Source organism: Vibrio gallaecicus, from assembly GCF_024347495.1.
In the GTDB taxonomy this organism is placed as follows: domain Bacteria; phylum Pseudomonadota; class Gammaproteobacteria; order Enterobacterales; family Vibrionaceae; genus Vibrio; species Vibrio gallaecicus.
This window is the reverse complement of record NZ_AP025490.1, coordinates 1,592,993-1,607,860: the sequence shown is the minus strand read 5'-3', so window position 1 is coordinate 1,607,860 and position 14,868 is coordinate 1,592,993. Positions and strand designations below refer to the sequence as shown.

The window sequence follows — 14,868 nt, the reverse complement described above, 5'->3', positions numbered from 1 at the left end:
TTTAAAAATTAAGCTTCTTTAGCTAAACGGATACCTTCAGAATCGATAGTGATTTTACCTGCTTTATATAAACCACCGATTGTTTTCTTAAACGTACCTTTACTTGTTCTAAATGCGGCAAAGATTGCATCAGGTGATGATTTATCGTTTAGAGGTAAAAAGCCCTCTTTCTTTTCAAGTAAGTCCATTACTTTTGCGCTTAGGTCGTCCATTTTACCTACGCCAATTTTTTGAAGTGATAAATCAATTTTGCCATCTTCGCGTACGTTCTTAATGTAGCCTTTTAGAGCTTTACCAATAAATAGCTTTCCAATGACTTCAGAAGGGAAAATCATACCCCAGTGTTCACCGTTCACAATCGCTTTGTAGCCTAATTGACTACGCTCCGCAATGATCAAATCCACCTGTTCGTTAGTCTTGTATTCGGCTGGAGTATTATCAAGCCATTTATTGAATTTTGTTGTACCAACAATACGGCTCGATGCCTTATCAATGTACACGTATACTAGGATAGATTGACCTTCATTCAAACGACCGCGTTGTTCGCTAAATGGAACTAACAAATCTTTACTTTTTACGCCCCAACTCATGAAAGCGCCAATGCTATTAACACCTTCAACAGTCATTAATCCAAATTCACCTACTTGTGCGATAGGTTTTTCTGTTGTCGCTGCAATTTGATTATCTGAGTCGATGTATAAGAAGACATCTAACTTATGACCAATTTCAACACCTTCAGGAGTAAATTTTTTCGGTAATAACACGGTTCCGTAGTCACCAGCATTAAGGAATACACCGAAATCAGCTTGTTTTACTACTTCTAAGTTGTTTACTTGACCAACATTAATCATCAAAATTGTCTCTACTTTAAATTTGCCAGAGATTATACGTGATCTCTGTTATGCTTTCGCTAGTTTCATTAATATTTTTCAACTCTAGGAGCCCTCGTTGATCACCGTAGATAAACAAGATGCAATTACACTCAAAATAAACCATGCAATGGCGAAAACAAAAACGTTGGACATGGATGTATATCTTTTTATTCCCGGCGAACTCGGTCTTACTCCTGAAGTCCTCTCTGAAAGTGCTTTTTACTACAGTTCGATTACTCAAAAACGCGCGTATTATAGTGATAAAACACTATTACCTTTGGTTCACAGTCGCTTGGCCAAACGTGGCAGGTTATCAATTACCCAATATCGAGTAAGTCTAAGTTTATTCGCATACCAATACGTTATCGCTCTTGATACCGCGGTTAACAGTTTAAATAAAGCACCTGGTGACAGCGTAACAGCTGATGAGGTCGATGAAGTCATTGAACTTGCTTTAGATATTCTCAAGAAACTAAGACGAAGTATCCCTTACGAAGAAAACCTCAAGCGCTACTATGCCAATATTGATAACTACCTTTCTTGGTACACAGAACAGAAGTTTTTATCTCTTATTGCTCATATGCCAAGAGACAATGAATACTCCACTATAAAAGAGCGTTTAGTTGCACTTTGTGAAAAAGAAACCGCTCACCGCCGATTAAATCGATATAACTCGACTCAAGTTCGTGAAGATGTCACGCGCTTAAGTAATAAGATGCGCCTTTTAAGACGTTTGATTGAACACCCGATTGTCTTAAAAGAAAAGACAACCTCTATGGGTAACAATGTCAAACGAGCAGTAAAAGGGATAGCAACTGGGTTGGTGATGGTCTTTGTTACCACTACAGTCATATTAGCTCGAGACTTTCTTGGAGAGATCACCGCATCTTTCATCGTTTCTATGTCGTTTATTTATGCGCTACGAGAGATATTTAAAGACGATTTAAGAGATATTCTATGGCGTTGGATCCGTAAAGGAAAACCTAAGTGGAAGCGCCGCTACTACGACCCAACAACTAACAAATCAGTTGGGCAAAAATTGGAATGGCTGGACTACACTGCCTTCTCAAAGTTAGCGGATAAGATTCAATCCATCCGTAAAAAGCGAGTGGTTCAACGGGAAGAGCAAATTTTGCATTATCGCTCTCAAACCCACATGTCTACATCACTGTTTATGAGTGGCTACGAAGAAACACGCGAATCTGTATCCATTAGCCTTCGAGCTTTAACTCGATTAATGGATAAAGGCTCCAATAAGATCTATAGGCTGAATGAGGGGCAAGTTAGCAGAGAGTCTGTTGAAAAACGCCACCTATTAAACTTGATTATTAAAGAAAATAACCATGATGCAGAGCCAACTTATTATCGTTGGAAAATTGTCATGAACCGTTCAAAGATTGTCGATATCGAAGAAATTAAGCAAGATGCTTAACCGGTAATTTACACTTTCAATAACAAGAGCCCATTTTACCTAGATGGGCTTTTTGACATCAAAGAGCCTACCTCTCAGTACAAACACAAATTGACTCTCTCATTATTGCTTCGGTATTTTCTTAATTGAGAGTGTTAAGGTGAATTTTGCCATCACTTCGTCATTACTCAATGTTGGGCATGTTGCTAAGATCGTAACTGTTTGATTAATTCTTTCACCAGTTTCCATTGTTTCCTCTAGCATCGCATCAATCAACTCACCATCGGTACAAGTAAAATGAACATCCGCTTCAGGTCGTTTCAAGAACTCTCCTGTCACCCCTTTAAAAGCCAGTGATATTTTCGCGCCTTGATCTTGAGCTTTACTCATTGCTAGGAAACCACCCGCAACATCTGCCCCAACAGCAAGAACACCAAAATACATGCTATTTAGATGATTCTTAGTTCTTCGCTTTAATGGAATTTTAACTTCAACTAGTTGTTGATTAAGCTTAATTAGCTTAGGTCTAGCAAGCCAAATAAACGGAACTTGGAAGAAGCCAAACATGTTCAGATACAGGTTTGCTTTTTGAAGTGAAGAGAGCATATTAATCAGCCTATTTTATAGTTGTCCGACCAGTTAATATTCATTCCATTTAAATGTCAAAATTTTGTTACAAAAAAGTGCAGTTAAAACAAAGTTTAAAGAAATGTACTGACTCGTTGATGATATAGCTGGCGAGAAGTAACAAAAAAGGCATTGCTATAAGAAGCAATGCCTTTCATCAATTTACGGAGTAACGTGTACTAGTATTTAAATACTCGCTTTTGATAACTAGTACTTAGTCACTTGAAGAGAAGTAACATTATGCTGTAATAACAGCATCAACACCTTCTAAGTCAGCAATGTAACCTTGAAGTTTCGGATAATCCACAAGCCCTTGAGTAACCAATAATACTGGCTTTTTCGCTTGTAAAGACGATTTCACAATCATATCAATTAAAGTAATTACAGACTCATTCTGTGGGTCAAATGCATGTTGCTGAGCTTCATTCTGTTTATCTACGCCCAATGTAAATTGCGTTAAGTTATCAACATTGACCACTACACCATCAAAGTAATGCAGTAAACGTTCACTAAGTAGAACAGCTGATGGGACATCACATGAGAATAAAACTTTGAGCCCGTTTAGACCTCTAGGCAAGCCTTGCTCTGCAAGTAAATCGATAATTTTAGCAGCGTCACTTAACGAGCGAACGAAGGGCACAACAATCTCAATATTGAAGCCTTGCTCTCTTAACGTTTTGATTACCATACATTCTAGCGAAAATGCATGACTATAAGCATCAGTCGCGTATCGAGCAACCCCTCTCACACCAAGTGCCGGGTTAACTTCTTCTATCTCATTCTTGCCGCCGAGAAGTGAGTTAAGCGCATAACTGTCAGCGCCGCTCAATGCGACGCGAATTGATTTATGAGAAGGCTGAACAGCGGCAGAGATAGCTGAAACTAGAGTTTGGACAAAATGTTCTGAAACGGCTTGTTCACCAACAATGGCACCTAGCGATGTTTTTTCTAAGTCAGATAAAGCACTTAGATGATTTTCGATACTCGGATGATAAAAAACGCGCTCCATAAGCAATTCAGATAATGAAACGTATAAATGTTCCGAACCATTACTCTCATTATAAGAAGGCAATACATCACCTAAAGTTAATTCAGGGTGTAACTCTCTTGGGTTTCCTTGAGTCATGACTGCTCCAGCATTGTTATATTTGTATTGAATTGAAAATACCGATAGCTGCTTGTTAATACAAGCAAAAATAGACTGTTTAAGACCTTGGCAATGATAAAACACGTAATATTGGAAATATGAGAGATAAGTTTGACGCAAGGGAGTTTATTCCTAGGGTCAATTCCGTTATCTTAACCGCTTCGCAATAGAATAATAAAGTTATCACATGCCATTAAAAACTGATGAGTTGAGAACCCAAGCACTGGGGCCAATGCCAACTCCTGCCGAATTAGGCAATGCACACCCTATTACAGATGATGTGGCTGAGCGTATTGCACAGTCACGTCGTCAAATTGAAGACATCCTAACTGGTCGCGACAATCGTTTACTTGTTATTGTTGGTCCATGTTCAGTTCATGATACAGATGCAGCTCTAGACTACGCGCAGCGCCTAAGTCAAATTCAAGAACAATATAAAGACGAACTTTTCGTAGTAATGAGAACATACTTTGAAAAGCCTCGTACTGTCGTTGGCTGGAAAGGTTTGATTACAGATCCGAACCTAGACGGGTCGTATGCCTTAGAAACAGGACTAAACAAGGCTCGTAAATTATTGCTTGATATTAACAAGCTTGGTTTAGCGACAGCTACTGAGTTCTTAGACATGATCACAGGTCAATACATCGCTGACTTGATCACTTGGGGCGCTATCGGTGCACGCACTACAGAGTCACAAATTCACAGAGAAATGGCTTCAGCTCTTTCATGCCCTGTTGGTTTCAAAAACGCGACTAATGGCAATGTGAAGATTGCTATTGATGCTATTCGTGCTGCTCAAGCTTCTCACTATTTTTACTCTCCAGATAAAAATGGTCGCATGACGGTGTACCGCACTGCTGGTAATCCTCATGGGCATATCATTTTACGTGGTGGCGACAAAGGCACAAACTTCGATAGCGAATCAGTTGCTGAAGCTTGCACTCAACTAGAGCAATTCAACTTACCTCAGCGTCTAATCGTCGATTTCAGCCATGCAAACTGCCAAAAGCAGCATCGTAAGCAGTTAGAAGTTGCTGAAGATATCTGCAACCAAATCAAATCTGGTAAAAACCAAGTTGCAGGTATTATGGCGGAAAGCTTTATTGAAGAAGGCAACCAGCCGATGACTGACATCACCAACCTAGAATATGGTAAGTCAATCACTGACCCATGCCTAAGCTGGAGTGACACCGTCACCATGCTAGATATGCTTGCTAATGCAATTAAAGAACGAAACTAATTAGGAACGTCGACATGCCATCATTTGATATTATTTCTGAAGTAGAAGCAGTAGAGCTGCGTAATGCTGTAGATAACGCTAACCGTGAACTATCAACTCGTTTTGATTTTCGTGGCGTAGAAGCAAGCTTCGACTACAAAGATGAGTCAGTAAAACTAAGCGCTCAAGATGATTTTCAACTTAAGCAAATGCGTGACATTCTGCGCAGTAACTTAACGAAGCGCAATGTAGATCCTAACGCAATGGAAGCCAAAAAAGCCGACCAAACGGGTCGCACATGGTTCCAAACTGTTATCTTCAAGCAAGGTATTGAAACTGACGTTGCTAAGAAAATAGTTAAACTGATTAAAGATAACAAAGTCAAAGTTCAAGCTTCAATTCAAGGCGAGAAAGTTCGCGTTACTGGTAAAAAGCGCGATGACCTACAAGCAGTGATGAGCCTAGTTCGTAACGGTGAACTTGGTCAACCATTCCAGTTTGATAATTTCCGTGACTAATTAGCCCTATTTGCCTTTATCTAGTATTAAAGGAAATAAGTGCAAGCTAATTAGTACAGATTAAAAAGCCTCTGTTTTATACAGAGGCTTTTTTGTAGTCATCTTAATCCTAGTAAGGATTACATCACTTTCGCAGTAGACAGCTTTAAATCCTGACCAACAAGTAGGTTGTACTCAACGCTTGCTGGTGGAATAAATACACACACCCTCAGGTTCTCAGCTCTCGCATTTTCAAGCTTTGTTGAAAGCTCGCCACTTCCATCGAAGCTATCTCTTTCAGCATCACGCCTGCATAAGTCAACAAACTCAAAAGGACAAGCTTTCGGGTACAGCACAAGTTCCGATTCTTGCATTAAGCGCAGCGCCTTCATAGAAAGCAGTTCAACGTCATCTTCAAACTCAACCCAAGTTACTCGCCCTTCACTCTCTAAATTTTCAACCAACGATTTTTGATAATAGGCTTCTAGTTGCTCTCGGTTTGAAACTTGCTCTATAAAGCTCGAAGATAGAAAACGCTCCCAGAACTTTCTTCTTTCATCGACTGTAGGAAATGACTCTTTAATTGAATTGCGTTTTGATGCACCAAAGTCCGCTACTAAACCGAGGTTTTGAGGTAATACGGTTTCGAGTTTTTCTCTAATGTTTCGAACTAAAACAGGAGATGCACCACCACTAGAGATAGCAATTTGGATTCTTCCGCGATTTATCATCGACGGAGTGATGAAATCACAATATGGAAGGTCATCAACCACATTGACTAAAATACCAAGCTTTTTTGCATCATTATGTACTTGATGGTTTAGGTTAGGATTATCAGTTGTCGCCCAAACTTGTAGGTATTGTTTTGAAATAATATTCGAAGAATAAAAATTTTGAATCCAATGAATTTTGCCTTCATCTATTAAATTCTTTAAATAAGGCTCTACCTTAGGTGAAACTAGCGTAACTTCCCCTCCAGCACGCAATAAACTATCTACTTTACGGCAAGCAACTTCTCCACCGCCTACTACTAAGATTGGCTTATTTTCTACATCTAAAAACATTGGGAAATAACGCATATTCTTCCTTGAGTTCATTTATATAACTATTCAATCATGCTACCAAATTTGGAGCATATTCACAGTTAACTGATCTGTTTAAAAATAATTAATCACCAAATTTCACTATTTGTTGAGTTCATTATTTCAGCAAATAGACATTAATTTGGAATATATATCTAGTCGTTTGAGAATATCAAACCCTAAATCTCGTTGCACCAAGTGTGTGAGATGTTGCACTATTTACATTCACGTAACATTTGGTCATTCTAAATGTGTTCGGATTTGTGATTTCACTCAAAATTCTTTTTAAATTATACATTTGTGAAACTACGAATCCTTTCCTAATCTTATAAACAGTTGTTTAAAAACCGAACTTATGGATTTGCAAAATGCAAACGGTGATTTAAAAACAACGACAAAAAGTAAACGCGACAGTAACACGTACACAGAATTTTATTCGCACACTTGCTCAGGCATATTTGATTTTACATGGAATATACAGGAAGGATACAAATGACAAATAAACTCACACTTCTTGCTTCAGTAGTAGCTGCTTCAACAGCAATGATGGCAACATCTGCGTCAGCGGCAGAAAGCACTCTGGACAAAGTAACTTCACAAGGCGTATTAACTTGTGGTGTAAGTACGGGGCTTCCAGGGTTTTCTAACCCTAACTCAAAAGGTGAGTGGGAAGGAATCGATGTTGAATATTGTCAAGCTCTTGCTGCTGCAGTACTTGGTGATAAATCAAAAGTTAAGTATGTACCATTAACAGCAAAAGAACGATTCACTGCGCTTCAATCTGGTGAAATTGATGTTCTTTCTCGTAACACAACTTGGACTCTGCACCGTGACACAGCACTTGGTCTAAATTTCGTAGGTGTGAACTACTACGATGGTCAAGGCTTCATGGTTAAGAAAGATCTAGGTCTAACAAGTGCTAAACAACTTGATGGCGCATCTGTTTGTGTACAATCAGGTACTACTACAGAGCTAAACCTAGCCGATTACTTCCGTAATAATGGTATGTCATACAAACCAGTAGTATTTGATACAGCAGCACAAACATCTAAAGGTTTTGATGCTGGACGTTGTGATGTCCTAACAACAGACCAATCTGGTCTATATGCCCTTAGACTGAACCTAAAAGATCCATCTTCTGCACAAGTTCTACCAGAAATCATTTCTAAAGAACCACTTGGCCCAGTTGTTCGTCAAGATGACGACAAATGGTTCAATGTTGCTAAATGGACACTTTCAGCGATGATTAATGCTGAAGAATATGGCATTAGCTCTAAAAACGTAGACCAAATGCTTAAATCTAAAGATCCAAACATCAAGCGTATTCTTGGCGTAGATGGTCCTAAAGGTAAAGCTCTAGGTATCAGTGATGATTGGGGTTACCAAGTAATCAAACAAGTAGGTAACTACGGCGAAAGTTTTGAGCGTACTGTTGGTACTGGTTCACCACTAGCGATTTCTCGTGGTGTGAATGCACTTTGGAATGCGGGCGGCTTTATGTACGCTCCACCTATCCGTTAATAAAATAGAAAGTATCAATTAGGGCGGGAATTTCCGCCCTCTTTATTAAATGGATTTGAGGTTATAGCAGTATGAAACCTAACGAAACTCTCACCCCATCCCAGGCAAAGCCTAAACCTAAAAGCGCCAACCTTCTTTACAACCCTACTTTCCGCTCTGTTGTCTTTCAAATAATTGCGGTAGGCGCTCTCGTAGCGTTCATTTATACAATTGTAAATAACGCTTTAACAAACTTAGATGCCCGTGGTATTGCCACTGGTTTTGATTTTTTATCCCAAGAAGCTGGTTTTGGTATCGGCTTAACCCTTGTTGAGTACGATGAAACTTTCTCTTACGGAAGAACCTTCTTAGTCGGCTTACTTAATACTGCACTGGTTTCAGTTCTAGGTATCATCCTGGCAACAGTGATCGGCTTTAGTATGGGTATCGCAAGACTTTCATCTAACTGGCTCGTCAGCCGTTTTGCAGCAGTCTATATAGAAATTTTCCGAAATATCCCTCTACTACTACAAATATTCTTTTGGTATTTTGCTGTGTTACAAGCACTACCATCTGCACGAAATAGTATGAGTTTGGGCGAAGCTATCTTTTTGAATGTTCGTGGATTGTACTTCCCAGGTCCAGTACTGGAATCAGGGAGTAACATTGTTATTGCGGCGTTTATTGCAGGCATTATTGCTACGATCTTCATCAACATATGGGCAAATAACAAACAAAAACTTACAGGACAGCAAACCCCTATGGGTCGCATTGCAGCTGCTCTCATTATCGGTTTACCTTTGGTCATGTACTTTATCATGGGTATGCCAATTTCAGCTGATTACCCAGAACTTAAAGGATTCAACTTTAAAGGCGGGATAAGCATTATCCCAGAGCTTGCAGCACTGATGCTTGCATTGAGCATATACACAGCCTCTTTCATTGCTGAAATTGTTCGCTCGGGTATTAACGCAGTAAGTCATGGTCAAACAGAAGCCGCTATGTCTCTTGGCATCCCAAGATCTCGTACGCTTAAACTTGTTATTATCCCGCAAGCGTTAAGAATCATTATTCCTCCTTTGACCAGTCAATATTTAAACCTAACTAAAAACTCATCGCTTGCTATGGCTATTGGTTACCCAGATCTTGTCTCTGTTTTTGCAGGCACAACACTAAACCAAACTGGTCAAGCTATAGAAGTGATCGCAATGACTATGGGTGTTTATCTAACATTAAGCCTATTAACGTCTGCCCTTATGAATATATACAACCGCAAAGTTGCGTTGGTGGAGAGATAAGATGAGCATACATCAATTTCAACCAGACCTTCCGCCACCAGGAAATACTGTCGGCCCAGTCGGTTGGTTAAGAAAGAATCTTTTTAATGGTCCAGTAAACAGTGTTGTTACTGTCGTTCTTGCTTACTTTGCACTGTCACTTTTGTGGTCGGTTGCTGATTGGGCAATTATTAGCGCAGATTGGATAGGCACAACTCGTGATGCTTGTACAAGTGAAGGCGCTTGTTGGGTTTTCATTAGTGTTCGTTGGGATCAGTTTATGTATGGGTTTTACCCAGAAGCTGAACTTTGGCGCCCTCGTCTATTTTATATCACTCTTGCGATATTCGTGGTTTTGCTTGCTTACGAAAAAACCCCTAAACGTATTTGGATCTGGTTATTTTTTGTAAACATTTACCCATTCATTATTGCAGCTTTACTTTATGGCGGAGTCTTTGGACTTGAAGTTGTCGATACTCACAAATGGGGCGGTTTACTCGTCACACTGATTATCGCGCTTGTCGGGATTGTTGTTTCATTACCTATTGGTGTTGCTTTAGCACTAGGTAGACGCTCTGAAATGCCGATAATTCGCAGTATGTGTACCGTGTATATCGAAATATGGCGTGGTGTACCTCTTATTACTGTTCTATTCATGGCTTCGGTTATGTTGCCTCTATTTTTATCTGAAGGCACAGAAACAGATAAGCTAATCCGAGCTTTGATTGGTGTGGTGCTATTTAGTGCTGCGTATATGGCGGAAGTAATTAGAGGTGGACTTCAAGCCATTCCAAAAGGTCAATATGAAGCTGCCGATGCTTTAGGCTTAAGTTACTGGAAAAAGACAGGACTAATCATCCTTCCACAAGCTCTGAAAATCACAATCCCATCAATTGTGAATACTTTCATCGGGCTGTTCAAAGATACAAGTCTAGTTTTAATTATCGGTATGTTTGACGTACTGGGTATTGGTCAAGCAGCGAATACCGACCCAGAGTGGCTTGGGTATTCAACAGAAAGTTATGTATTTGTCGCGTTAGTGTTCTGGGTGTTCTGTTTCGGCATGTCGAGATATTCGATATGGCTAGAAAATAGACTTCACACCGGTCACAAACGATAGTTAACAAGATCAAGGACGTATTATGACGCAGCAATCAGACAACAACTCACAAGGTCTTATGATCGAGTTAAAAGACATGAACAAGTGGTACGGAGAGTTTCACGTACTTAAAAATATCAACTTAGAAGTAAAGAAAGGCGAGAAAATTGTAATCTGTGGTCCTTCTGGCTCTGGTAAGTCGACGATGATTCGTTGCATCAACCGCCTAGAGGAACACCAAAAAGGTCACATTTTTGTTTCAGGCAATGAGCTAACAGAAGATCTAAAAAACATTGAGGCAGTTCGCCGTGATGTAGGAATGTGCTTCCAACATTTCAACTTGTTCCCTCACCTAACGGTTTTAGAGAACTGTACGCTCGCTCCAATTTGGGTTAAGAAGATGCCAAAGGGTGAAGCCGAAGCCATCGCAATGAAATACCTTGAGCGTGTAAAAATCCCTGAGCAAGCAGATAAATTCCCGGGGCAACTGTCCGGTGGTCAGCAACAACGTGTAGCAATTGCAAGATCTCTATGTATGAACCCGCAGGTAATGTTGTTTGATGAACCAACGTCAGCACTCGACCCAGAGATGGTTCGTGAAGTACTTGATGTTATGGTGGAGTTAGCAGAAGAAGGCATGACTATGCTTTGTGTTACTCATGAAATGGGATTCGCTAAAGAGGTAGCTGATCGGGTTATATTCATGGATGCCGGTGAAATCATTGAAGAAAATAACCCTGTAGACTTCTTTGAAAACCCACAATCAGATCGAACTCAAAACTTCTTGAGCCAAATCCTGCATCACTAATGTGATATAATCATGATAATACAGAGGCGACTTCGGTCGCCTCTTTGTTGTTAATGTATCAATTGCAAAATAATTCATTGTTAACCGTTTCATTTGTGGCACATCAACCCTAGCAACACTTTGTTACATATTGAGAAACACTTAACCTACTATTTTGATTATTATTTTAAATATACAAAAGGAATGAAAGACTTGATTTTTCGAACTTTCAGCCCCATAAATGTACTAATAACTATTGAAGTCACCTTACGAGGAAGATTATGAACAGCCCTATGTTTTCACGCACAGCATCTCAAGAGAGCGCTTTGCAAACCAATAAAGTACTGCGTAATACTTATGCTCTACTTTCTATGACGTTACTTTGGTCTGCTCTTGTGGCAGGTGTATCTATGGCGATGAACCTTCCTCGTCCAGGTCTAATTATCATGCTTGTGGGTTTCTACGGCTTACTTTTCCTAACAGAAAAGAACCGCGACAACAGCATGGGTCTTGTATTTACGTTCCTATTTACAGGCTTCCTTGGCTACACAATCGGTCCGATCCTGAATATGTATGTTGGCGCTGGTATGGGTGATGTCATCCTAACCGCTCTTGGCGGTACTGCACTAGCCTTCATGGCAGCGTCTGCTTATGCACTAACGACTAAACGCGATCTTTCATTCCTAAACGGTATGTTAATGGCTGGTTTCGTTGTTCTACTAGTTGGTATGGTTGCTAACATCTTCCTACAGATGCCACTACTTTCACTAGCGATGAGCGGTATGTTTATCCTGTTCTCTACTGGTGTAATTTTGCTAACTACGCAAAGCATCATTCGTGGCGGTGAGACTAACTACATCTCAGCAACGATTAGCCTGTACGTTTCAATCTACAACATCTTCATCAGCCTACTAAGCATTCTAGGCATCATGAATAGCGACGACTAGTTACATCCATTACTAAATAAATCTAGCCCAAGAGCCTCCCTCTTGGGCTTTTTTGTATCTAGAAATACAATATCTCTTGAGAAAAGTGATCTTGGCCATGTACCCTACTTTAAATAGCTAATTTGATTCTGGATTAAACATGTTTGAATATAACGGCAAACAAATAAAAACTGATGCTCAGGGTTACCTGTTAGACTCGACGCAGTGGGAAGCGGGCATGATTGAGATACTTGCCAAAGATGAAGGTATTGAACTTACTGAAGCTCATTTGGAAGTGGTCCATTTTGTCCGAAGTTTTTACGAGGAATTCAATACCTCACCAGCGGTTCGTATGCTTGTTAAAGCGATGGCAAAAGCTCATGGTCCAGAAAAAGGGAACAGCAAATATTTATTTAAGTTGTTTAAAACGGGTCCTGCCAAACAAGCGACTAAATTAGCGGGGCTACCTAAGCCTGCAAAATGCTTGTAAGATTAAGTACTTCATTTAAATAGTACCTGTACGATACTGTTGCTACAGTATCGTAAATGACTCAAAGCCTCTTACAACACCACCTTCAATTAACTCCTTTTCTTCCAGTAAATCAACCGCTTCAACAGCCGCCCTTTCAGGTCCAATACTCACCCAGTTACGTAATTCAGATATATTCTCTTGGCTCCCAATAGCTAAAGTTTCAACACTCCCGTTAATGAGGTTCTTGGCATAACCTCGAATCCCAAGCTTTAAAGCAATTCTACGAGTGTGATATCGAAAACCCACGCCTTGAACTCTGCCAGAAACGACAATTTTTGAACGGATAGAATTCATAATATTGCTCCGTAATTTACAAGGGTGATATAATTCTCAATATCTATTCATCCACTTCTCACAAGTGGAACAAAAATGAGAATAATAATTATGAAAGAAATACCATTCCGCTGGATCGATAAGTACCTTATTCACTTAAAGATCCAAGAAAAGTTTTACCTGCTCTTCATCCTTCCCTTAATTGCTCTCATCATATTAACTTTAGTTCTTGATAACGCAGCTGACTCATTACTTGCACACTTATATCAGGATGAACTTTTATTGATGAAAGGGCTTATTGAAGCTGGGCAATTATCAAAAGACCAGGTAGGCGCTTTAATCAGTAACTCAGACAGTATTACATTTGGGTATGGTGTAGGCTCAGTATCAGTAATGAACGGTGCATTTAGTTTAGTTGCCAATTATGAGCAAAACTTATGGACATCATTATCGACGACGCAAATTACTCTTATTGCCGTAACACTCTCTCTTATTGCACTAGGTGTTTATTACATAATGACATTCATCGGTGGAGCGATGTTCTCAATGAACAAGGCTTTAAATACGCTAGCCAATGGTGATTTAACAAGTAGGATGAATTACTTTTCGGTTCGTGATGAATTTAGTGAAATCGCAATTACTATCGATAAAGTTGCTGATCGCGAACAAAAAATGGTGCTATCAATCCAAGAATCTGTCGCTCTTATGCAGCAGATCAGTTCTGATTTAAACCTGTCCACACAACAGAGCTCTGCTATATCTAATACTCAACAAGAACATTTAAATGGACTTGCAAGTGCTACGGAAGAAATGGCTTCAACAATCCGCGAAGTAGCGAATTTAGCACACGAATCAAGCAATCAGACCATGGATGCTCAAAGCGTCGCACAAAGTGGTCAGCATAAGGTTTCAAATACTTTAAATTCCATTTCAAACCTATCGACTGAAATTCAATCAGCCTCTCAAGCGGTGGAAGAGCTTGATGCGAATGCGGCTCAAATCGATGAAGTGGTTACCACTATCAACGCTATTTCTGAGCAAACTAACTTATTGGCATTGAATGCTGCAATTGAAGCTGCGCGAGCTGGTGAGCAAGGTCGTGGGTTTGCTGTAGTTGCTGATGAAGTCCGTGCATTAGCAGGAAGAACTCAACAAGCAACGGTTGAAATTCAAACCATGATTGAGGCGCTACAACGTAACAGCCAATCTCTTACTAAGTTAATGGAAGTGACCGTTTCAAATGCAAATGAAGGTCAAACATTAATGTCTGAGGTAAATGTTGAAATTGGTTCGTTAGCTGAGAAAAACCAATCGATTTCTGATAGTAGTACACAAATTGCTACAGCAGCTGAAGAACAAGGCGTTGTTGCAGATAACATTGCACATAGTGTTGAAGAGATTCGTAATCAATCTAATAACGTATGCGAAATGATCAGCACAACAAATTCCAACGTTGATCGTCTTCGCTCACAAAGTGACTCAATGGAAGGCTTATTAACGGGATTAAAGGCCTAGCCTTCTTCCTTAGTCCCGTTTTACTCTATAAGGGCTGTTCATACAGCCCTTTCTTATTTGCTTTTCCTACCTTCTTACCCGACAATACAGCCCCTCCAAATTCA

Annotated in this window: 15 protein-coding genes; 10 read left to right on the top strand and 5 right to left on the bottom strand. The window is 39.8% G+C overall.

Annotation, left to right across the window (positions count from 1 at the left end; translation table 11 throughout):
- Positions 1 to 8: 8 nt before the first annotated feature.
- The gene (locus OCU78_RS06950; RefSeq protein WP_137373312.1) at positions 9 to 851 is read right to left on the bottom strand and encodes a CvfB family protein; all 843 of its coding nucleotides are present in this window, start codon (positions 849 to 851) and stop codon (positions 9 to 11) included.
- 97 nt (positions 852 to 948) lie between these two features.
- On the opposite strand from OCU78_RS06950, the gene OCU78_RS06945 reads away from it, so the two are divergent.
- Positions 949 to 2,304, top strand: a complete 1,356-nt coding sequence (locus OCU78_RS06945) for a hypothetical protein (protein WP_137373268.1) — start codon at positions 949 to 951, stop codon at positions 2,302 to 2,304.
- A 102-nt stretch (positions 2,305 to 2,406) separates the two neighbouring features.
- Here OCU78_RS06945 and OCU78_RS06940 read toward each other — a convergent pair whose 3' ends face one another.
- Entirely contained in the window at positions 2,407 to 2,889 is a 483-nt protein-coding gene (locus tag OCU78_RS06940) for a PaaI family thioesterase (protein ID WP_137373269.1), read from the bottom strand.
- 259 nt (positions 2,890 to 3,148) lie between these two features.
- Positions 3,149 to 4,036, bottom strand: a complete 888-nt coding sequence (locus OCU78_RS06935; protein WP_137373270.1) for a putative PEP-binding protein — start codon at positions 4,034 to 4,036, stop codon at positions 3,149 to 3,151.
- A 208-nt stretch (positions 4,037 to 4,244) separates the two neighbouring features.
- Here OCU78_RS06935 and OCU78_RS06930 point away from each other — a divergent pair, with 208 nt between their 5' ends.
- Positions 4,245 to 5,297 carry a 3-deoxy-7-phosphoheptulonate synthase gene (locus OCU78_RS06930; RefSeq protein ID WP_137373271.1) on the top strand — a complete coding sequence of 351 codons (1,053 nt, stop codon included), beginning with the start codon at positions 4,245 to 4,247 and terminating at the stop codon, positions 5,295 to 5,297.
- A gap of 14 nt (positions 5,298 to 5,311) precedes the next feature.
- Positions 5,312 to 5,794, top strand: a complete 483-nt coding sequence (locus tag OCU78_RS06925; protein WP_137373272.1) for a YajQ family cyclic di-GMP-binding protein — start codon at positions 5,312 to 5,314, stop codon at positions 5,792 to 5,794.
- Between the two features lie 119 nt (positions 5,795 to 5,913).
- On the opposite strand, the gene OCU78_RS06920 is transcribed toward OCU78_RS06925, so the two are convergent.
- Complete coding sequence (locus OCU78_RS06920) at positions 5,914 to 6,852, bottom strand: precorrin-2 dehydrogenase/sirohydrochlorin ferrochelatase family protein (RefSeq protein ID WP_137373273.1); 939 nt, start codon at positions 6,850 to 6,852, stop codon at positions 5,914 to 5,916.
- 495 nt (positions 6,853 to 7,347) lie between these two features.
- On the opposite strand from OCU78_RS06920, the gene OCU78_RS06915 reads away from it, so the two are divergent.
- From OCU78_RS06915 to OCU78_RS06890, 6 genes are all read left to right on the top strand, one after another.
- Positions 7,348 to 8,376 carry an amino acid ABC transporter substrate-binding protein gene (locus tag OCU78_RS06915; protein WP_137373274.1) on the top strand — a complete coding sequence of 343 codons (1,029 nt, stop codon included), beginning with the start codon at positions 7,348 to 7,350 and terminating at the stop codon, positions 8,374 to 8,376.
- Between the two features lie 71 nt (positions 8,377 to 8,447).
- The gene (locus OCU78_RS06910) at positions 8,448 to 9,653 is read left to right on the top strand and encodes an amino acid ABC transporter permease (protein ID WP_137373275.1); all 1,206 of its coding nucleotides are present in this window, start codon (positions 8,448 to 8,450) and stop codon (positions 9,651 to 9,653) included.
- 1 nt (position 9,654) lies between these two features.
- Positions 9,655 to 10,752: an amino acid ABC transporter permease gene (locus OCU78_RS06905; protein ID WP_137373276.1), complete on the top strand. Its 1,098-nt coding sequence runs from the start codon at positions 9,655 to 9,657 to the stop codon at positions 10,750 to 10,752.
- A gap of 22 nt (positions 10,753 to 10,774) precedes the next feature.
- Positions 10,775 to 11,539 (top strand): amino acid ABC transporter ATP-binding protein, encoded by a 765-nt coding sequence (locus OCU78_RS06900; RefSeq protein WP_137373277.1) that lies wholly within the window; start codon positions 10,775 to 10,777, stop codon positions 11,537 to 11,539.
- Positions 11,540 to 11,799: 260 nt separating this feature from the next.
- Positions 11,800 to 12,465, top strand: a complete 666-nt coding sequence (locus OCU78_RS06895) for a Bax inhibitor-1/YccA family protein (RefSeq protein WP_137373278.1) — start codon at positions 11,800 to 11,802, stop codon at positions 12,463 to 12,465.
- 139 nt (positions 12,466 to 12,604) lie between these two features.
- Positions 12,605 to 12,934 (top strand): TusE/DsrC/DsvC family sulfur relay protein, encoded by a 330-nt coding sequence (locus OCU78_RS06890; RefSeq protein WP_137373279.1) that lies wholly within the window; start codon positions 12,605 to 12,607, stop codon positions 12,932 to 12,934.
- Positions 12,935 to 12,976: 42 nt separating this feature from the next.
- Here OCU78_RS06890 and OCU78_RS06885 read toward each other — a convergent pair whose 3' ends face one another.
- Positions 12,977 to 13,270 carry an acylphosphatase gene (locus OCU78_RS06885; protein WP_137373280.1) on the bottom strand — a complete coding sequence of 98 codons (294 nt, stop codon included), beginning with the start codon at positions 13,268 to 13,270 and terminating at the stop codon, positions 12,977 to 12,979.
- Positions 13,271 to 13,360: 90 nt separating this feature from the next.
- Here OCU78_RS06885 and OCU78_RS06880 point away from each other — a divergent pair, with 90 nt between their 5' ends.
- A complete protein-coding gene (locus OCU78_RS06880; protein WP_137373313.1) occupies positions 13,361 to 14,764 on the top strand; it encodes a methyl-accepting chemotaxis protein in 1,404 nt (467 codons plus the stop codon).
- Positions 14,765 to 14,868: the final 104 nt, after the last annotated feature.